This is a genomic window from Pseudomonas sp. GM48 (genome assembly GCF_000282335.1).
GTDB lineage: Bacteria > Pseudomonadota > Gammaproteobacteria > Pseudomonadales > Pseudomonadaceae > Aquipseudomonas.
In genome coordinates, this window is sequence record NZ_AKJM01000040.1 from 94,663 (window position 1) to 115,223 (window position 20,561).

Here is a 20,561-nt window from a genome sequence, read left to right on the forward strand (position 1 = left end):
ATCCCTTAACCGCGTGGGGTCGTGGCGGCCAGTTTCACAGCCGTACCCGGTGCAACCTTGACAGGCGCGACTTGGGGCAGGTTGCTGGCTTCCAGCGCTTGGCGTTGTTGTGCGAGTGCCGCGAGGGTTTGTTCGCTGGCCATCGGAATCACTTCAGGCGTGACCGGTGAACCAGGACGTACCCGTTGCAGGCCCTTGACGATAATGGTGTCGTCCTTGTTCAGGCCGTTGCGCACAATGCGCAAGCCTTCAAGCTTCGGACCCAGTTCCACTGCGCGGTAGGCGGTCTTGTTGTCGGCATCCATCACCAGCACGAACTTTTTGCCAAGGTCGGTACCGACCGCTTCATCGTTGATCAGCATGGCGTTGTAGGTGCCGCTGCCCACCAGTTTCAGACGTGCATACAGGCCCGGGGTGTAGCTGCCATCGCTGTTGTCGAACACCGCGCGACCACGGATGGTGCCGGTTTTCGGATTGACCTGGTTGTCGACGAAGTTCATCTGGCCCTGGTGCGGGTTGCCGTCTTCGTTGGACAGGCCCATGTACACCGGAGTGGTGTCGCCGCGTTTGCCCTGGCGAGCGAGTTGCGTGTACTTGAGGAACACACGCTCGTCAGCATCGAAATAGGCGTAGACCTTGTCGGTGGAAACCACGCTGGTGAGCGGGGTGGTGTCGGCGGTCACCAGGTTGCCGGCGGTGATTTCGGCACGGCTGACGCGGCCGCTGATTGGTGCGGTGACGCGGGTGAAGCTCAGGTTCAGCTTGGCCAGGTCCAGTTGCGCTTGCAGGGCACCGACGGCGGCGCGGGCTTCCTGAGCGGCGCTGGTACGCGAATCGGCCAGTTCGGCGGAAATGGCATTGCTGGTGCGCAGGCGTTCACCACGCTGGGCTTCGTTTTCGCTGCGGGTGGCATTGGCGCGCGATTGTGCAACCAGTGCTTCGAGGCGGCGGACCTCAGCCTGGAACGGACGCGGGTCGATCTGGAACAGCAGGTCGCCTTTCTTGACCAGCGCGCCTTCAGTGAACGCCACTTCATCGATCTGGCCGGAGACCCGTGGACGAATCTCGACAGTTTCCGGGGCTTCCAGGCGCCCGGTGAATTCGTCCCACTCGTTGACCGGTTGCTCCAGCACCTTGGCCACGCTGACCTTGGCTGCCGGCATCGTGGCGGCGGTTTCCGGGGCCTTGCCGCAAGCGCTGATCACCACGACGGCCAACAAAGCCAACGGGAAGCGCAAATGTTTGAGTGACTGTTCCATGGATGCATCCGCCAATGTGTTGAGATTGGCGAATAATGCGCGGCGAGCTTATATCTCACGAATCGAATGGGCCAAAGGTAACTATCATTCGGAATGATATAAGGACCAAGCCAGCCCTCTAGACTGCGCCCTGCGTTTGGTCGCCATCAACTGGTTTGATGACAATTGTGTGTTGCATTGGATGCAAAAGTTCGACTCGAAACCGAGTGACTCCATGGCGTCATGAAGAATTCTGACGATCACGTCGTCGTTTGCTACACGGCAGAGCATGGCCTATCGCAACGGGCGAAAGACAATGGGGTCGATGTAAGCCGATTGCAGGTCCCGCTCCGGGATCTCCCAGATGATCTGCTTTGGCGGCGTTTCTTTGAAGGCCGGGTTGTTGAGGTAGCTGTTTGCAGCGCCAGAGAACGCTCCGCCGTCTTTGGCGAAGTTACCCACGGGGGCGCCCAGTGCCTGCTGCAGAAACCCGGCGAAGTTGGAGTTGCGCGAGAATGAAGTGCCGATGAGCGCGGTGTTGGGGAGGTCGGCATCGCCAAAGAGGTCTGCCTCAGTGTCAGGGCTGGCGACTGACGCAACAGGAAGTTCGTGGGTGCTGGTTTGGGCGACCATTTCGGGGGCGGGCTGCCATTTGAGCGGCAGCCAGTCGATGCCCGCCAGATGGACCAGATCGCCAGGTCGCACCGCGAGCGGGGCATGACTTTCGTCGAACGACCTGCGTGGCGTTGCGCTGATGCCCAGGGTCTTCAGGCGCTGTGTGATGGCATTGGCCGCCGCCTTCGCGCCGGATTCACTCCAGTGCGTATCGGTGCGCAACCAGGCACTGGCCCCCAGTGGCGTCAGCGCACCGGTGAGGTCCAGATTCGACACGCCACCCATGTCCAGCTTCGAGGTCCAGGCCTGGATGCGCCCTTCGAGAGCGGCTGGGCGCTGCAGTGCGCAACGCTGCTCGTAAGCGATGCGGCTCTTGTCTGGAACGATGACCACCAGCAGGCTGATGTCTCGTTGCGAGAGCTGCTGCTTCAGATCAATCACTGCCTGGACTTTGGCATCGGCATTGCGCTGTGCTTGATGATTGATCTTGAGCTCATCAGCCAAAAATAACCAGTCAGGACAACCCGAGCGAACCCTTGGCCCGGTGTCACTCAGGAGCAGCCAGCTGACACCGCGCTCCAGCTCGGCGAAGGTCGTGGGCAGTTGAGCGTTTGACAGTTCCTTGGCAATCCGGTGTGTGATATCGCCGTCAAAAAACTGCGGGGTCAGCACTTTATCGGGTAATAGCGAGATCTGCCCTGAAACGATCAGACCGCCAGAGGACAGCAGTCCGACGAACAGGAATATCAGCAGCGCCAAGCCTGCCAACCGACTGCTGCGTGTCGCCAGATCATCTGGCTGAGTGGGCATAGGTATCTCCACAACATTGAAATACGGCGTAGCACCGTGTCCGTAGCAGCTGCCGAGCCCGCGAGGCTGCGTTCGACTGCGAAGCAGTCGTTAAATCAAGCAACGAGTTCTTCCATGCAAACAGTGTGCGCAGGATTTGCGAGGACTTGGTCCTCGAACGCAGCCTCGCAGGCTCGTCAGCTGCTACGGGGGGCGGGGTGTGCTTTGGCGTCGTCATCAGAATTGGAAGTACAGGAAGGGTACGGTTTCGCGACTGGCGATCAGTGCGAACGACAGCACGAAACCGCCGACGGGCCAAAGGGCGGCGGTGTAAAACGCAATGCCGCCCAGTTGTTTCTCACAGTAAGGGCGCATTAACGGTGCGACGACACCGAACACACCCAGCAAACCCGCAAGGCCGTGTACCGGGCGCAGGGTCACGGACAGTTCGTCACCGAGGGCGATGCCCTGCAGGCCGAACTGTCCGGCATACAGGTTCAGCGCGCTGTGAAAGTCGGGGGCGCGGAATAGTGTCCAGGCCAGGCAGACGAACAGCAGTGTCAGCCCATGGGACAGCACCGGCGGTACCGGGGGCAGGGTGGAGCTGTTCCAGGCACGGTTCACACATAACGCAATGCCATGGGCGCTGCCCCACAGCAGATAATTCCAGCTATCACCGCCGTGCCAGAGGCCGGCGATGGCCATGATCAGGAACAGGTTGCGGTAGGTTTTCCAGGTGCCGTTGCGATTGCCGCCCAGCGAAATGTACAGATAGTCACGTAACCAACTGGACAGCGATAGATGCCAGCGGCGCCAGAAGTCCTGGATGCTGTTGGCCAGATACGGACGGTCGAAGTTCTCGGGGAAGTGAAAACCCAGCATCAGGCCCAGACCAATGGCCATTGCGCTGTAGCCGGCGAAGTCGAAGAACAGTTGCAGGGAGTAGGCCAGGCAGCCGATCCAGGCATCAGAGAAACTTGGGTTCTGCACATTGAATGCCACGTCAACCACCGGCGAAAGGGTGTCGGCCACCAGGACTTTCATGCACATCCCGACCATGAACCGGCGTGCGCCCAGCGAGAAATTCTGCAGGTTGAAGTAACGTTGATTCAGCTCACGCCGAACCCAGTCATAGCGAATGATGGGGCCTGCGACCGAATGGCCGAACATCGAAATGTAAGTGGCGTAGTCAATGAAGCTGCGTTCAACCGGCACGGTACGGCGATGCACATCCACCAGATAGGAAATCGCCTGCAAGACGATGAACGACAGCCCGGCCGGCATGATGATCCGCTGCCAGTCCGGGGGCAGGACGCCGTACCCGGTGATGATATCGATCAACGTGCCGGCAACGATGTTGGCGTACTTGTACCAGCACAGCACCGCCGTGTTGAGCACGATCAGCGTCGCGAGTAGCCGCACGCGGCCTTTGCCTTCTTCCCGCAAGGCGTCTATCAGCAGGCCACCGGTCCACGCCGTGATCGTCAGGATCACATGCACCGCGAGGAACCGTGGGCTCAACCAGCCATAGAACAGCCAGCTGCCGATCAGTAACGTGACGTTGCGCCACGCCGCTGGGCACACTGCATAGGCGCACAGGAACAGCGGCAGGAACAACGTCAGAAACTCGAGAGAGGCAAAAACCATGGTGGTGGCGCGATCCGGATCAGTGGGCCAGGACGTCAGTCGCCAGCAGCAGGTACGGGCCATTTACGCCCGGCAGCAGCACAACGCTGTAGCGCTCGCCGGCCTTGAGCTGGCCCAGGTCAAGCGGGGCACCGACGTTGGTTTGGGCGCAGACCAATTGAACCGACAGGCTGACCGGGTTGATCGCTCGGCGTTGTACGCTGCCGTCGGCCACTTCCTTGAACAGGTCGGCGTTTTTTCCCGCAGCGCGCAAACCGGCCTGGGTGCATGCTGGATCAGCGCTGACAAACGCCAGCGAGGCTCTCAGGCTATTGAAGTCGTCGGGTTGCTCACGGATGACGACCTGGCGGATACCTTGAGCGCTGTCCGGCAGTGCGATCACGCTGGCGAATTCGCCTGCCGCCACCTGGATGTCCAGCGGCTGGCTTTTGCCGTTGAGTTCCAGGGTGCCCTTGATCGGCTGGTTGGCTGGGACGGGCAGGTAGTCGGACACGGCATTCGAACCCTCGAGCCTGAGGCTGGCCCGCGAGCCTTCGGCCAGCAGCTGCAAGGGGCGGTCGGCGGCGTTGATAAAGCGCAGGAAGGCCGAGTCCTGATCCGGGCCCGTCGGGTACAGGGCAATGTCGGCGGCCTGGGCGTGCAGGCTCAGCATCAAGGGCGCGAACAGCGCCCAGCCACATGCGGATCGGCTCATTTGCCGGCTCCTGTGCTGCTGACGGTATCGGCGGGCAGTTTGGCCAACGCACCACCAATCGCATTGCCCCAGGATTGATAACCGGCGACGGTGAAGTGCTGCCCATCGGTGGTGATCCACTGCCCGGGTTTGGAGAGCGCCAGCGAATCGATGTAGGTACAAGGCGCCACGTTCGCGGCCAAAAACTGCGACATCAATTGGGTGCGGGCATCATTTTTCTGGTACATGCCACCGGCTTTACCCCAGGCCGGGCCTACCCAGGCGCAACGGGTCCCGGTGGCCGCAATGGCCTTGGCCAGGCCGGTGACGCTTTGCCATGCCCAAGCCTTTGGAAACACTGGCTTGTCATAGGACGCCATGGTGTCGCCGATGACCAGCACCACCAGGTCGGGCTTGTCAGCGGCGATCAGGTCCTGGATCGGTGTGGTGGTTGCCTCGCGCCCCTTGATCACGATCTTGTCGTTGCCTTTGCGCTCGGCGCCGCAGTCGACTTTTTTACTGATCAGCCAGTCGCCGGCGCTGGCGCCGCAGGCACCGATGGAGTGGACCTGGGCGCCCTGGCGCGTCAGGTTGTCGTGCAGCGGCTCCAGCAAATGGTCCGCGAGGCTCATGTGGCTCTCCCCAAGAACAAGAAGAGTCAGGCCGGCAAGGGCAGAAGTGGGCATCGAAAGCTCCAGAATGATCAGTTGGAATAAGGCGAGGTGTACGGGCTGACCGGCAGGCTCATGGGGCCGCTGATCTCCTCGTACTGGTAGCGCAAAGACAGGGCACCGCTGAGTTGTTGGTAGTCGTGGGCGTTGTCCAGGCCCAGATTGGCGCCCAGCAGGAAGTTCGACGCGAACTTGTATTCAGCCGCCGCGGCGACGCTGTAGCCGATCCCGGTTTTGTTTTGCCCGGCGTAGCGCAGGCCCGAGGCCGTCTGCAGGGCTTTGTCGGTCGGGAAATAGTCGGCGCTGTCCTGTTCAAAATGCTGTACGCCGACCGAACCCTTGACCTGGTACGTCAAGCGTCCGGAGCGTTGTGCCCAGGTCACTGGCACGCCGAGGGCGAAGAATGTCTGCGGGCTGAAATAGCCACCGTGGCCATAGGTGAAAAAGTCCTGGTTGTTGGCGTAGCTGATGCCGGTCATGCTCAGGCCGACGGTCAGCTTGCTGTCCGTTGCATTTTGCAGGTACCAGTACACACCGCTGCCCAGCTCACTGCGGTTGTTGGACTCGACATGGTTGCCCAATAGCTGGTGCCAGGAGGCGTAGCCATAGGCGCCGACTTCGTTGTCGTCAAAGCTCAACTGGCCGCGTCCGCCGTTGGCGGTCACACCCCCCCAGGACTGCCCGCTGCGTTTGTCCGTGGTGCCGGCAAACGAGGTGACGCTGTCCGTCACCGGGCGCCGGGAAACGCTCACGCCGTAGCGGACATTGGAGGTGTCGCTCACGGGGCGATCAATGCTGATGCCGCCCGTCGCGGTGGAGTACTTGAAGCCGAGCGGGGTGGTGCCAAGATCGGCTTTGAGCCCGTCAGCAGGCCGTTGAATGGCGACGGAAAGGCCAACACCTTCGGCTTTTTGCGAACCGGCATTGCCGCTCTGCGCACCGTTACCGAAACGCGACAGCGCTTCGCTGCTGACGCTGCCGGCGTTCAGCGAGACGGGCGTCACGCGCAGCGCGATTCGGCTTTCATCCAGCGGAATATTGATTTCCAGCGGTGTTTCAATATCGGTCAGCTTGCTCAACCCCGACTCACTGTTGTTGCTGCGAATGCTCACGCCCTGGGTGACGTAGGCACTGCGCTCTTGAAGGATTTTATTCAGCGCCAGTTGCGCGGGGCTGATGTCCTCGCTCACGAGTGCTGCGCGCGGCTGTTGCGACTCGAATGGATTGCTCGCTTGCTGCGGTTTTGGCGAAGCGCCGATGACAAAAGAGGTGTGGGACGTCATGCGGCCTGGCTTCTCTTGTACCGGTGGCGGAATGGCTGCCAGCAAGGTGTCGCGACTGGCTTCGTTACGTGAGCCCGACACCCCGGCAAAAGGGTTGGGCGCCACTGTTGAACCTGCCAGTTGGGCGCCCTGGCTTCTGCGTTTCTCGCTCTGTTCAATGGCCACGGCTTTGCGCAGCAGATCGGTCGCCGTGCCGGTCTTGCCCATGTTCTGGTAGAGGCGGGCAGCCTCTGTCAGCGTTTGAGGATTGCCGGATTCGGTCTTGAGCAGCTGTTGCAATGCCTGTTCGGCAAAGGCCGCGTCATGTGCCAACACCGCCGCGTCGGCGGCACCCAACAGCAGTTGCGGGTCGTTTGGCTGACGTTGTAACAGCGGTTTGTAGAGATCGAGGGCTTTTGCCGTGTCGCGGTTGGCCGCGTACATCCGCGCCAGGGCCGCGACGGCAGTGCTGTCACCGGGACGTTGCGCCAGTGCGGGCGCCAGCGTGTCATAGGCGTTGGCCAGATCGCCTCGCTCACGCAACTGATCAGCCTGGCGGATGCGATAGAGATAGAGCAGGTCGTCGAAACGCTTGCGAGCCGGCGCGTTCAGGGGCCTGCTCTGAAGATCGCGCAGAATCTCGTTGACCTGTGCGTCTTCTCCGGATTTAAGCAACACAGCGGCGTATTGCAGGATGAAGTCCGCCGAGGGCGCAGCGGTGTTTTGCAACTGGCCGCGCATGAGGGCCAGCGCACGGGTCGGTTCGCCGATGTCGACATAGGCCGAGGCCAGGCTCGCCGTGCGGTCTGGACTGTTGTTGGTCATCGGTTGAATGCGCTCGAGCAAGGTCAGGGCTTCCTGGCGCTGTCCGCGCTTGCCCAATTCGATCACCTGGCTGAGTTGCAGGTTGAAGCTGACGTCGGCGGCCAGCGCTTCCATGTCCGCGGTGCGCTGGTCGGGGCGCAAGCGTCCTAACGTTGTCTGGGCGGCTTTCCACTCACCCATCTGCACCGATAACAAAGCGCTGACGTAAAGCGCATCGGCATTGTCGGGGTGGGCCTGGAGCATGGCGTTGATCAGGTCCCGCGCCTTTTGCGGTTCGCCCATCGCCAGGTTCAGGCGGGCCAGGGCGAAACGCGTCCAGATGTTGTCCGGTTCGTAGCGCAGCGCGTCTTGCAAGGCGCTGCGCGCAGCGGGCAGGTCGTTGCGTTGTTCGGCGAGGGCGGCCAGTTGCGTCGCGCGCAAGGCTTGCAGGCGTGCGGACTGGCCGATCCTGGTCTGTCCGGTGGCTGGCAGGCTGTTGATCAGTTGCAGGGCTTCATCGTTCTTGCCGCTCTTGAGCAGCACATTGACCAGCCCTTCCAGTGCTTGAGGGTCGTCGCGGCGCAGGTTCAACGTTTGGCGATAGTTACGCTGAGCGTCATCGAACTGCCCCGCGTTGGCCTGAATGTCCGCCAGGGCGAGGCGGGCGTCCGCCCCGTTTGGATTGAGCTGCAGCGCCTGGTTTACCAAGACCTGTGCCTGGCCTGCCTGGCCTTTGGCCTGGGCGTCGCGGGCCTGTTGCAATGCCGACCAGTAGCGCACTTCATTCAGCGCGGCTTGCCAATGGCTGCCGTCGCGTTGTCGCGTGGCCTGACCCAGGAGCTTTTCCGCTTCGGCCAGTCGGTGTTGTTGCTGGCGGATAACCCCAAGGCCACCCAGCGCGTCAACATCGTCGGGCCGGGTGTTCAAACGCGCTTGAAACGCCTGTTCGGCGGTGACCTGATCACCTTCTTTGAGCGCCTTCAGGCCGTGCGCGACGTCGGCGGGCGGTTGCCATTCCTTGCCGGCCGTCGTTGCTGCCTGTTGCTTGCCCTTGTTCATCTGCGCCCGGATTTCGCCATCATCCGGATGCGTCTTGAGGTACGTCTCGAACAATGGCACTTGTGCGAGATTGGGTGGGCCGATCCAGGTCAGCGCCAGGCGCCAGCTTTCATCGGCATCACCGGCAATGTCGGTACGCTGGGTCAGCGCGGCCAAAGCGCGAATGCCCTCGGCACGGCTGTCTTCACGGCGGATCAGATGCTTGGCGTAAAACAGCGCGACGATCGAATCGTTGGGCATTTCACGTTGCAGCCGCTGAAAGCCGCTGCGTGCTTCAGCCCAGTCAGCCTGATTGAAGGCGAGGTTGTTGTAATACTCGCGGCCAATCGTACCTTGAGGTGGACGGCCATCGAACAGCGAACGAAACACCGTGGTCGCCTTGTCGCGCTCACCGGCATCGACCAGGCGCCGAGCCTCCTCCAGACGCTGCTGGTTCTGCGGCTGGGCCAGGGCGATGTCCTGTGCCAATTGCAGTGCCTGCCGAGGCGGAGGCTGGATGGCCTGCAAGCGGGCGAGATTTTGCTGCGCCTGTTGTGAGTTGCCCTGTTGCACGCCAATCAGGCCCAGGCCATACAGTGCGTCAACCTGGACCGGGTCCAGCAGCAGGACTTTTTGCCAGACCTCCGCAGCGCGTTGAGGGTTCTTGCGCGACTGCCAGTACTGGCCTTGTTCGACGAGCAATGTCTGTGGCGTCGGACTTTGAGCGTGGGCAGCAGCCGTCCATGCGCTCATGACGGCGATGGCTAGCGTGCGGTGGTGCGCGTGCATGCGGTCTCCCAGGAGAGTTTCAGCGTTCCGTCTTCCCGGAATCGATAATGGTTATCTGCCCAGCCGAGCGCGAAAAGGCTGAGCATGAAGTTGTAGTAACGCGGCGGACCTGCGTCGGCATCAGGCCTGGCCAGCGCCTCGCGCAAGGCGAGTTCCACGCGGTGCCGTTGCTGATCGGCCAAACGGGGGTGCCCCTTGGCCTGGAGGTACGGAATCAGCGCAGCGCGGAATCCGAAAGGGCTCTGACCCTGAACACTGCCGTGCAGAACCTGAACAGTTTCCGGGGGGGAACCTGTCGCGACAGTGCTGCGGGCCATGCCGTCCAGCCGTTTGAGCAGGAGCGCTGCCAGCGGTTCGGAGGTATCACTCATGCCCAGCCAGAGGTACACGCGAATGGCATCGTAGCTGCCCGTGTCGCCGTTGATCGGGTCGCTGACGAAGACTCCCGATTGCGCTGAAGTGCCTTGATAACCGACCCAGTCAGCGACAAAACCGTGGTGGCTTGATTGGGCAATCATCGTCGCGGTGTTGTTGGCAATCGCTTGCCAGGGCCCGGCGGGGGCTTCCTTGGCCAGCCGCCGTAACAGTGGCAGTGGCAGGTAGCTGGGGTTCAGGCGCCAGAGAGCGTCCGGCTGGACGAAACCTTGTGGTCCGGGCAATACCATCGGGCCCAGTCCGGGCAGCTTGACGACCAATTGCGCTTCGATCGTCGCCATCAGGTGCAGGGCGTCCTGGTGATAGTCCGGCCGATGCCACAGGCGTGCGGCTTCGAGCAGGGCGTAGGCGATCCACAGGTCGGCGTCGGCGGCTGAATTGGCGTCTTGCAGGCGCCACTGACCGTCCTTGCCTTGCCCCCATAACCAGCCCGGCAGGCGGGTGGCGGTGGCGGAGCCTGCGAGGTTGGCTGATGTCCAGCGCCAGAGTTTGTCAAAGCGTGGCTGATCGTTGCCGATCAGTGCGAAGAGCATGCCATAGGCCTGCCCTTCAGAAGTGCTGTGATTGTTCTCAAGGCTCGATTCCAGAACCCGGCCGTCGGCCTGGACGAAGCGCGTTGCATAGCTTTGCCACAGTGGCCAGGCCGGCGGCTCGCAGGATTGTGCGGCCGCTATCGCCGGCGCCAGCAGGGCGAACGCAAGCACAGCGCTCAACCTGCGCGCATTACCGCGCAGGCACTGGCGAAGCGAAACACCCCGACTGCTCATGGACGACACAGGCATGCGCGGTTCATTGGCCAAGACGACGTTTAGCCCGTAAGCGCAGGGTCAGATAGGCCATTGAAGCAAGCAGCAGGACCCCGAGGAGAGTGAACAGCATGAACGCGATTACGTTTTGCGAGAGGTACCACTGCAGATAGCGCAATGGGCCCAGGCTCCCGACGTAGTAATCCTGCTCGGCGACCAGCGATTCGACATGCTTGCCCCTGACCACCACCAGACTGCCCTGCAACTCTTGGGCGTTCTCTTCGTTGCGGAGCAGGGCGTTGGTCACATCGGCCAAGCCGTTGGGCCTTGCGCTGGCGATAAACACCACGCTGCGCCCACTCTTCAGTGGCGATTCGAATCCAGTCAGATAAGCACTGCCATCGTCAGCGGTAAATCTGAAGCTGCTGCGCGCTTCGCGCAGATTGACTTTCGTATCCGGGCTGACCCAGTTGCGCAGACGCAAGGGCAGGTCAGACAGTTCAAAGTACTGCGCGGCATCCTCGTCCTTGGCCGGCAGATGGCTTTGCCATTGCTCCAGCAACGGCTGATTGTTGCCCGAAGCAAGCACCAGCAAATCCCGGTCGCGTTGCTCGGCCACCTGGTCGGCGTGGACCACCTTCACGCCGGTGGCCGGATAACCGGTGGAGTCGCCGAAGCGGCCCAGCAGGGTCAGATAGGCGCTCAGTTCGGCCGGGCCTGGTTCGTTGGGCAGGATCACCGATGTTTCGGAAAGGTCGGCCATGCGGGTGAACGGGAAGCCACTGTCCTTGAACACCCCGAGGTTGGGCATGGCCATGAAATGTTCGTATTGGCTGAGGTCCAGGGTCGAGTCCGGGTCAATTACACCGCGCATGTTGTCGATGATGATGTCGCGGCATTCGCCCTGTTTGATGTAGTCATACATGAAACGAAATTGCAGGCGCGATTGCAGCGCGACTGAATTGAGCGGTAACAGCATGCGCGACGTGCGGGCCAGACTGTCGTCGGTTTTGAGCATCGACAGCAGGCTGTCGCTGTTGCCGAGCTTCTCGATCGAAGGCAGGTCGATCGACTTGATAAAAGTATCGTTGAAACTGATCAGCAACGAGGAATTGGTGGAGACCGGTTGCGGCGTATAGCGGTATTTAAGGTCGAGTTGCGCGCCGGGCTCACGCCAGTTGAACAGGTCGGGTGGCAAGCGCAGCGCAACCGTCATTTGTCCCGGGTTATAACCCGATACATTGAGTTCAGCGGGCTTGGCCAGTTCACCCAGACGAACCGGGCGATCGGAGGGCAGCCAGTTAGGCGCGTCGTATGGCCGGCGTGGCTTGAGCGAGTCGATCCGGTCGATCACCACGCTCTGCCCGGAAAAGGCCGAGCCACCGAGGGCCAGCGCGGTCGCGGCGACCTTGAGATCGGCGCCATCGCGCCCGGAGACGATCAACAGCTTGCCCTGAGCATCATTCGGGTTGCTCATGAGGGTCAATGTCGGCCCCGTGGCCTCTTTGATCGGTAAGCCACTCAGAGTCGTCGATTCGCTGCCGCTGACAAACACCACGGCGTTGCCTTTGGCCGGCAGGCTGGTGAGGCCGGCGGGGAAGGTTGCGCCGCGGTAGCTGGCCAAGGCGCCAAACCAGGACGACAGAATGCCGGCGGCCTCAAGCTCAGGGCCGCCCGGGCGCCCGGCGAACACGAAGGGCAGCTTCAGGGGCGAGGCGTCTCGACGATCGAACAAGGGACGCGGCAGCGCGGACAGGTCGTTGGGCTGTTGAATCGAGGACACCTGGAGGCTCAGCTGGCTCTCGTTGCCGATCCTGGCCCAAAGGCTTGAGTGCAACGGATCTTCACATTGCATCGTGTAGTGACCGATGAACTGCAGGCTGAGCCGGTTGAACTCGGTAATGGTCTGCGGTGGAATCTGCACGGTCCGGGTCTGCAATTTGCCGGCCTCTTCCTTCGGGAGGGGCAGGCTGGCGGCCACTTGATCGTTGATCAGCACGTTGATTTGCGAAAGATCGGCCAGCAGCGCCGGTGAGTAGCTGTACTGCAGTGTGACCTGCGCAGCCGTGACGACTTCATCGGCGCGCACATCGAAATTCACACTGTCGGTCGCCTCCACGCCTTTAAGGGTCATCGAATAGCTTTTACCCAGCTCCTTGAGGCTGCGGGTATAGCTGTTGCCCGGTGCATCGGTCCCGGGCAACGACGCGGCCGGCATCACTGCCGGCTCTGTGGCGCTGATTTGGGCGGCAGCACTCAACGCCCAGCTGCTCCAGCCCGCTAGCGAGCAGGCGATCAGCATGAGTGAGTGACGAGGAAGAAAGGTCCGGCGAGTGGAAGGATTCAAGATCGTTGCGTGTCCGCGGTGGAGTCTATAGGTGATGGAGTGTCCGGGCGTTTGCGCAGCAGCGCCTGGCTGTCTTTTAGAGTTGCAACGAACAAGCGCAGGATGGCGCGTAAGCCAATGCCGCTGACCTCGCGCAACGCCGACATGGGCGCATCGAGGCGGCCGTTACCCCAGGTGTTGGCCCAGGTGTCGGCCCGTGAAAAGGTCAGTCGCACCAGTTCACTTTGCTGGCGCAGGGTCAAACCCTCGAATTGCACACCCGCCACGTTGTCGTTGCTGAAGATCGTTTTTGCGGGAAAGAGGCTTGAGGGAGGTGTGCGCAGAATGCAGACCCGCAGCGTCTCATTGACGCTGAGCTGAACCTGCGGTGGCAGTGCCAGACCCACGCCGTTTTGTGAGAAGTCCCGGGTGATGCAATCAAACGTGGTGCCGTCTTCGCGATAGACCCGCACAGGCAGATCCGCCGGCACCCTGGGTTCGTTGCGTACCTGAGAGGACTCAGTGGCCACCGCCACGGCGGTGCTGACAATGATGATGTTGTACACGGTCCAGGCCAGGTTGATCAGCAGGGTAGTGGCCTGGGCCGAATCACTCCCGATCAGTTTCACCACGCCAATCACCAGGCCGATCATGTTCAAGGTCAGCAGGACGATGTAAGGCCGCGCGAGCTTCCAGTTGAAATAGTCATCCTCGATGGTGCCGCCCTTGTCGGTCACGTTGAACTTACCCAGCGAAGGGTTGATCAGGGCCAACAGTACCGGTCGCATGATGTACCAGGCCAACACCGACTCATACACTTCGTTCCAGAAGGAATGGCGGAAGCGCCCCTGGATAGCGGAGTTGGTCAGGCTGGAATGGAAAATATGCGGCAGCACATAGACCGTGACCATCAGCGCCGACGCATGGAAAATCTGCGCGTCGAAAAGCAGGTAGGCCAAGGGTGCGGTCAAGAACACCAGGCGAGGCAGGCTGTAGAAAAAGTGCATCATGGCGTTGAGGTAGCAGATGCGCTGCCCCAGGTTCAGTCCTTTGCCAAACAACGGATTGTCGGTCCGAAAAATCTGTGCCATGCCCCGTGCCCAGCGTATGCGCTGGCTGATGTGCCGGGAAAGGCTTTCGGTGGCCAGTCCCGCCGCTTGTGGAATGGCGAGGTAAGCCGTATTGAAACCGCGGCGGTTGAGCTTGAGTGCCGTGTGCGCATCTTCCGTCACGGTTTCGGTGGCGATGCCTCCGACTTCCAGCAAGTGAGTCCGCCGGATGACCGCGCAGGACCCACAGAAGAATGCCGCGTTCCACAGGTCGTTGCCGTCCTGCACCAGACCGTAGAACAGCTCACCTTCATTGGGCACCGAGCGAAAGGTCTCGAGGTTTTTTTCGAACGGATCGGGTGAATAGAAGAAGTGCGGCGTTTGCAGCAGCGCCAGGTTCGGGTCCTTGAAAAACCAGCCCATCGTGATCTGCAGGAAGGAGCGGGTAGGCACGTGGTCGGCGTCGAATATGGCAATGAACTCGCCATCGGTGACTTTGAGCGCCTCGTTGAGGTTGCCGGCCTTGGCATGTTGATTGTTGTCGCGAGTGATGTAGTTGACACCAATCTGCTGACAGAAAACCTTGAATTCCTCCCGGCGTCCGTCATCGAGCACGTGCACCCGCAGTTTGCCCTCGGGCCAGTCGATGGCCTGAGCGGCGAGCACCACCAGTTTGACGATACCCAATGCTTCGTTATAGGTGGGAATGAAGACATCTACGGTCGGCCATTCAGCGGGTGGCTGTTGCAGAAACTGCGGTTTGCGGTGCAGCGGCCAGGCGGTCTGCACATAGCCGAAGACCAGGACGAGCAAGGCATACAGTTCGGCCAGCACCAGCCCGTAGCCAAATACGGCATCCTGCCAGGTGTCGAAGCCCAGGGTGTCGGACAGGCGCCAGTACATATAGCGCAACGAAGCGATCAGCGAGAGAGTGATCAGGGTCAGGATCGCCAGACGCCCGGCTTGCTTGCGAATGATCAGGCTGGCGGCAAAACAGACAGCGGCAAACACGGCCTGGGAATACAGATTCTGCGGCGCAGTGAGGATACCCAGCACCAATAACGCTGCGATCATCCCGCCTGAGATCTTCAGGCCCTGGCGCCAAATCAGGGGCCATCGACTGACGCGAGCCTGGAAAGTATCCAGTAGCCCCTGCAACCACCAAGTCTTTGCAGGCAGCTGATTCAGCTGGACGGTCATGGCGTGTCCTGCTGGCTGGAATTCTCCGCGAAAAGCAGGGCATGGACCGCGCCTGACAGCGAAAGAATGTCCTGACAGCCAATGCTCTCAGGTGCGTATTGCAGTAAGTCCCGACCATGGGCCAGCGACTCGTTGAACTGGTGATCGAGGCGAATCGTCCCAATCAGGTTGGCGCCGAGCCGCCGCAGAAACAACACGCCCATGTCCCTGCTGAACGAACGCGAGTCATCCCGTTGGTTGAGCACATACCGTTGCCGCTGCGCGCGTCGTCGGCTGGTTTCCAGCCACTGGGTCATGCTGTCCAGCGCCAGGTAGGAGGCCGCGTCGGCCACCGTCATCACCAGCACCAGATCGGCGGCGTCGAGTGCCTGTTGCGAATAGACGGTCTCACCCGAAGGAGTGTCCAGGATCACGGTATCGTTTTCGCTGAGGTTCATTGACGCAAGGTGCTGATTCAACCAGTCAGAATCTTCAAGCATCATCTGCTTGAGCAATCGGCGATCGTTCACCTCGCCAGTGCCGAAGGGCAGGCATTCGCTATTGCTAAAGCCTGGCAGGCGATGAGCGCCCCAGTCTGCGTCCTGTTCCTTGAGCTGAATCAGCCCGGGAGCCTGGCTGGTGATACCCAAGTGGCTGGACAGCGCGTTCTGAGGGTCCAGATCAATCGCGATGGTTCGCCCGCCAGGGCGCCGAAGTGTTTTCGCGAGACCAGCAACGATGGTGCTTCTACCCACGCCACCATTCGCCGAAACGATAGCAATGACCTTCGCCTTGGTCCGCTTGCGAGTCGTTTCTGACAGAGTGTCTCGACGAACCTGGCTGAGTTCACGCAACAGGTCGCTCAATTGCTGACGGTCACCCGTAGCAGAACTCGCAGGTGGCTCGGTCGGGGAAGGGGATTTGGGCGAAGGTAGCGAGAGGACAACATTCTTCACCGGCTCGACCGGCACGCCAATCAATAAGGAAGGCTGTGGCTCGTCCAGCAGAAACACAGGAGGTGTTGGGGAGGACAATGCCGCCGACGACTCTGGCTCAGCCACCGCTGGTGTAACCGGGTCGTCTTTGAAATCTTTATAATTCGGTTGTATTTCCTGGTAACTCTCCGCGTTGGCGCCAAAACGTGTAAAGAGTTTCGTAATATCGTCTACATATTTCATGCGTTGTACCAGGAATGAAATAACTCAGAAACTCAGCATTCCATTAACTTGACAAAGTTGATGTGTCGTCTTGGTGTTGGCAGAGTGCCAGCACTTTAGGGAGTTTGCGTCTGGGTGTCAACGAATGTTATAAAAAGTCATTGATGCTTGTTTGTGCTTGCCGGAGCGTTATTAAGGCACTGTGTTATTCGTGGAAAGTGTGAATGTTAGAATGCGCTCATTAGTTACTCTACTTGCAAATTCCACGCGCACTTGGACACTCGTTCCACAAACACCGGGACAGAGATGCTTCGCTGATAAGCCCTGCGCTCAGGCAATAGCTCCCTTTACACAGCTCTGGCCTATAGAAAAAAGTATCGAGAATCGGATCCTGCACTCTCCACCTTTGTTCGCTGTGTTATTTGCTGTTTTGGAATTGAAGGCGATTGGAAACAAGACAACTCGGGAGAAGAAACGCTCTTATGGTTTTCCTTTTCTATATTGAAAAAGTTTATCCAGACGCTGGACAAGAGTTCGTTGAGTATTTTCGACGCACAGGTGGTTCCGCCGACGGAGTGAGTTAGGGCTCATTCTAAAAAAGTGAGCCCAACAACCTCAATGATTGCCCGATTTGATGGATGAGTTGAGCTTCACGAGCGCGACCAAGACGCTTGAAATTCTTGAATCGGTGATTGAATCAGGCAATGAAAGAGCTAGATCGGGCAACTCTTTGGGCTATTGGTCGACGCATACTTCAAGCATTGGATCTACCGAATAGGACTCCCCATGGAAAAGGATAGAGAGACTCCTGGATCAAGCTCCCAGAATCTACGAACCCTCAGTCGTCGTGACGTGCTGATCAACTCGGCCATCGTTGGCACTGGATTGGCCGTCAGCCCGTTGTCGTGGGCCACCACATCGGACCGCACTCATGGCACCTTTGATGGAGGACATGTCATGCAGCAGCGCAAACTCGGCAATCTGGTTGTCTCTGAGTTGGGCTCGGGATGCATGAGCATCAGCGCCAACTATGGCCCGCCGGCAGACAGAGCTGAAGGCATCAAGCTGATTCGCAGCGCCTATGAAAAGGGCGTCACCTTCTTTGATACGGCTGAAGTCTATGGCCCGCATACCAACGAAGATCTGGTCGGCGAGGCGCTCGCCCCTTTTCGTGATCAAGTGGTCATTGCCACCAAGTTTGGTTTCGACATCGAAGCTGGCGGTCTCAACAGCCGTCCTGAACATATCAGAGCAGTGATTGAAGGTTCGCTCAAACGCCTGCGCACGGACCACATTGATCTCTACTACCAACACCGAGTCGACCCGTCAGTGCCGATCGAAGAGGTCGCGGGTGTGATCCGGGAACTGATCAAGGAGGGCAAGGCGTTGCATTTCGGCCTCTCCGAAGCGAGCGCCAGCACGATTCGTCGGGCGCACGCAGTCCAGCCGGTGACGGCTGTTCAAACCGAGTACTCGCTGATGGAGCGAGACGTGGAACGAAACGGCGTGCTTGCAGCGTGCGAGCAGCTCGGGATCGGTTTCGTGCCCTGGGGGCCGCTCGGAATGGGCTATTTGCCCGGAACCTTGAATGGTCAAGCCCGGCTCGATCCGAAGACGGACCTGCGAGCCGGATTCGACCGTTTCAGCCCTGAGAATCTGGCTGCCAACACTCCGATCATTGATTTCCTCAAGGCGTTTGCGAAACGCAAGGGCGCCACTCCCGCGCAGATCTCGCTGGCTTGGCTGCTGGCCCAGAAACCCTGGATTGTTCCGATTCCAGGTACGCGCAGTTTGAATCACCTGGAAGAGAACCTGGCATCTGTCAGCGTTCAATTGACGTCCGCAGACCTGAGTGAGATCCAAACGGCGCTGTCCAGGCTCAAGGTGCACGGCGGTCGCATGAATGAAATGCAGATGCGCGTTGTCGATGAGACGGAGTGAGCGACGCCATGAAAGCTTATCGCCTGAACCCCTACACGAGCCGTGAAGAACTGCTGCGAGAGGTCAGAGCGAAGAGAGTTGGACTGACACAAGATCCGTCATTTTAGGCAATGAATACGCCAATTAATGCAGCAACCAAAGGGAGAGGCTCGACACAATAGGCACTCGTTAGAAAAGGAACAATCACATGACTGAGAAAAAAGTTTGGTTCATCACCGGTGCTGGCCGCGGACTGGGTGTAGACATCACCAAAGCGGCACTCGCTGCCGGCCATGCCGTCGTTGCCACCGGCCGTGATGCCAGGAAAGTGCTGGCGGCAATCGGTGAACATGAAGACCTGTTGGCCATCAAGCTTGATGTCACCCGTCCCGATGACGCCCAAGACGCCGTCGAGGCAGCCATCGGCAAGTTCGGACGGATTGATGTACTGGTCAACAACGCGGGTAACTTCTATGCAGGGTTCTTCGAAGAGCTCAGCCCGGAACAGGTGCGCAGCCAGATCGAAACGCTGCTGTTCGGTCCGATGAATGTCGCTCGCGCAGCACTGCCGGTAATGCGCAAGCAGCGTTCTGGTCTGTTGCTAACCATTTCCTCCACGGCGGGCATCGCTGGCGGCATGTTCTGCACGGCCTATGCGGCGGCGAAGTTTGGTCTCGAAGGCTGGATCGAGTCCCTTGCGCCAGAGATCGAACCCTTTGGCATTCGCACGATGTTGGTTGAGCCGGGCTTCTTCCGTACTGAACTGCTGACGGCCGATTCCACCACTTTCGCACCACCCTCCATCGACGATTATGCCCAGCGGACGCGAGAGACCGTCACGGCCTGGAGTGGCATGGACGGCAAACAGGGCGGTGACCCTGCCAAGCTCGCCGACGCGATTGTGCAGCTTGCAGGGCTCGACGAGCCACCGGTTCGTTTCGCCGCGGGCGCTGATGCGGTGCAGACCTTCGAAGCCAAGGCCAATGCGTTACTGGCACAGGCCGACGTCTACCGTCAGCTGTCGTCCTCTCTTGCTCACGATGATGCGTGACTCTCGTCAACATCTCATCCATTGCCGGCCGTTTACAACCGACTGACATAGAAAGGGGAAACCATCATGGAAACGGGATCAAAAAAGCTTCTGATGAAGCGCTTCACTGATTTCATAAACACCGCGAGCGATGAATTGGCCGGGGAGTTGATCTCTCCGCAGGCGATGTTTTTCGTTCCGGGGCGTTCCGAGCCTTTGCAGGGGCCGGACGGCTATCAGGAGATCATTGCGATGATGCGCGCAGGTTTTCCAGATATTCAGTGGACGCTTGAGGAACTGATTATTGAGGGCGACAGGGTGGCCGCGCGCTTCACAATGCGCGGTACGCATCATGGAAGCTTCCTGGGTGTTCCACCCTCTGGAAAGGCTATCGAGGTCAAGGCGGTAAATTTTTATCGGTTCGCCGATGGTCAAATAGTTGAAGAGTATGGTCAGCCTGACCTGCTGGGGCTGCTTCAGCAGATCGGTGCGGTACCGCTATAGATTCACCGTCGGACTCAGTGCATGGTCGCTCCGGGTATTTGGCACCCGTGGCCCATGCAGGGCGGCGGCCTCAGGTGTCCATGCATCCGTAAACGGACACCTGTTTTAACCTTGAACGTCAATTCGCTGGATCAGGCAGTAGAAGCAGCAGAACCGGCAACTCCCTCCTGGCACACCCTCACATACTTAGAAAACCACGATGGCCCATCGATGGCCGGTCCGGCTCATCTGGGGTTTCGTTTGTTATTCAAATTCATGGGAGTTCATACGATGAAAAAATGGGTCACAGGTTCTGTCGCTGCAATCACGTTCACGTTTGCCGGTCTCTGTCTGGCGCAGGGTCCAACGCCGCACGGCTACATGATCGCCAACTACCAGATCAACGATCAGGCGACCTTCCAGCGCTACATGGAAGCCGCAGGTCCGCTGGCACCGAAGTACGGTGGCAAGGTGATTGTTTTCAACCTCAATGCCACGGCTGTTGAAGGAAAACCCAAGTCGGTGATGGCCATTGCCGAGTTTCCAAGCCTTGCCGACGCACAGCGGTTCTACAACTCGCCGGAGTACACCGCAGCTAAAAAACTTCGCATGGCCGCTACCGAAGGCTCTGTCGTAATTACCGAAGGCTATGTACCTGCTGCGCAGTAAACCGATGCCAGGTCTTCTTTTGCAGTCCCGGCCCTTTAGCA

14 protein-coding genes are annotated in these 20,561 nt (G+C 59.8%); 4 read left to right on the plus strand and 10 right to left on the minus strand.

What is annotated here, in order from left to right:
* Positions 1-5: 5 nt before the first annotated feature.
* The 10 genes from mexE to bcsQ all read right to left on the minus strand — a co-directional run bounded on the left by mexE (position 6) and on the right by bcsQ (position 16,439).
* On the minus strand, positions 6-1,259 hold the full coding sequence (gene mexE, locus PMI28_RS22400; protein ID WP_007983742.1) for a multidrug efflux RND transporter periplasmic adaptor subunit MexE: 1,254 nt from the start codon (positions 1,257-1,259) through the stop codon (positions 6-8).
* A 273-nt stretch (positions 1,260-1,532) separates the two neighbouring features.
* The gene (locus tag PMI28_RS22395; RefSeq protein WP_007983743.1) at positions 1,533-2,663 is read right to left on the minus strand and encodes an alginate O-acetyltransferase AlgX-related protein; all 1,131 of its coding nucleotides are present in this window, start codon (positions 2,661-2,663) and stop codon (positions 1,533-1,535) included.
* 216 nt (positions 2,664-2,879) lie between these two features.
* The gene (locus tag PMI28_RS22390; protein WP_007983744.1) at positions 2,880-4,289 is read right to left on the minus strand and encodes an MBOAT family O-acyltransferase; all 1,410 of its coding nucleotides are present in this window, start codon (positions 4,287-4,289) and stop codon (positions 2,880-2,882) included.
* Positions 4,290-4,308: 19 nt separating this feature from the next.
* The gene (locus PMI28_RS22385; RefSeq protein WP_007983745.1) at positions 4,309-4,983 is read right to left on the minus strand and encodes an alginate O-acetyltransferase AlgF; all 675 of its coding nucleotides are present in this window, start codon (positions 4,981-4,983) and stop codon (positions 4,309-4,311) included.
* Complete coding sequence (locus PMI28_RS22380) at positions 4,980-5,648, minus strand: SGNH/GDSL hydrolase family protein (RefSeq protein ID WP_033063136.1); 669 nt, start codon at positions 5,646-5,648, stop codon at positions 4,980-4,982. Before PMI28_RS22380 ends, PMI28_RS22385 begins: the two co-directional genes overlap by 4 nt.
* A 17-nt stretch (positions 5,649-5,665) precedes the next feature.
* Complete coding sequence (locus tag PMI28_RS22375; RefSeq protein ID WP_007983747.1) at positions 5,666-9,526, minus strand: cellulose biosynthesis protein BcsC; 3,861 nt, start codon at positions 9,524-9,526, stop codon at positions 5,666-5,668.
* Entirely contained in the window at positions 9,502-10,743 is a 1,242-nt protein-coding gene (gene bcsZ / locus PMI28_RS22370; RefSeq protein WP_081501389.1) for a cellulose synthase complex periplasmic endoglucanase BcsZ, read from the minus strand. The genes PMI28_RS22375 and bcsZ overlap by 25 nt, the downstream gene beginning before the upstream one ends.
* 7 nt (positions 10,744-10,750) lie before the next feature.
* Positions 10,751-13,009, minus strand: a complete 2,259-nt coding sequence (gene bcsB / locus PMI28_RS22365; RefSeq protein WP_007983749.1) for a cellulose biosynthesis cyclic di-GMP-binding regulatory protein BcsB — start codon at positions 13,007-13,009, stop codon at positions 10,751-10,753.
* Between the two features lie 41 nt (positions 13,010-13,050).
* Complete coding sequence (gene bcsA / locus PMI28_RS22360; RefSeq protein WP_007983750.1) at positions 13,051-15,282, minus strand: UDP-forming cellulose synthase catalytic subunit; 2,232 nt, start codon at positions 15,280-15,282, stop codon at positions 13,051-13,053.
* On the minus strand, positions 15,279-16,439 hold the full coding sequence (gene bcsQ, locus PMI28_RS22355; protein ID WP_007983751.1) for a cellulose biosynthesis protein BcsQ: 1,161 nt from the start codon (positions 16,437-16,439) through the stop codon (positions 15,279-15,281). Before bcsQ ends, bcsA begins: the two co-directional genes overlap by 4 nt.
* A 936-nt stretch (positions 16,440-17,375) precedes the next feature.
* Here bcsQ and PMI28_RS22350 point away from each other — a divergent pair.
* From PMI28_RS22350 to PMI28_RS22335, 4 genes are all read left to right on the plus strand, one after another.
* Positions 17,376-18,359 (plus strand): aldo/keto reductase, encoded by a 984-nt coding sequence (locus PMI28_RS22350; RefSeq protein WP_033063137.1) that lies wholly within the window; start codon positions 17,376-17,378, stop codon positions 18,357-18,359.
* A 187-nt stretch (positions 18,360-18,546) separates the two neighbouring features.
* Positions 18,547-19,389 (plus strand): SDR family oxidoreductase, encoded by an 843-nt coding sequence (locus tag PMI28_RS22345; RefSeq protein WP_007983753.1) that lies wholly within the window; start codon positions 18,547-18,549, stop codon positions 19,387-19,389.
* A 66-nt stretch (positions 19,390-19,455) separates the two neighbouring features.
* On the plus strand, positions 19,456-19,872 hold the full coding sequence (locus tag PMI28_RS22340) for an ester cyclase (RefSeq protein WP_007983754.1): 417 nt from the start codon (positions 19,456-19,458) through the stop codon (positions 19,870-19,872).
* Between the two features lie 111 nt (positions 19,873-19,983).
* Positions 19,984-20,520: a DUF1330 domain-containing protein gene (locus PMI28_RS22335; protein WP_238540671.1), complete on the plus strand. Its 537-nt coding sequence runs from the start codon at positions 19,984-19,986 to the stop codon at positions 20,518-20,520.
* Positions 20,521-20,561 lie beyond the last annotated feature (41 nt).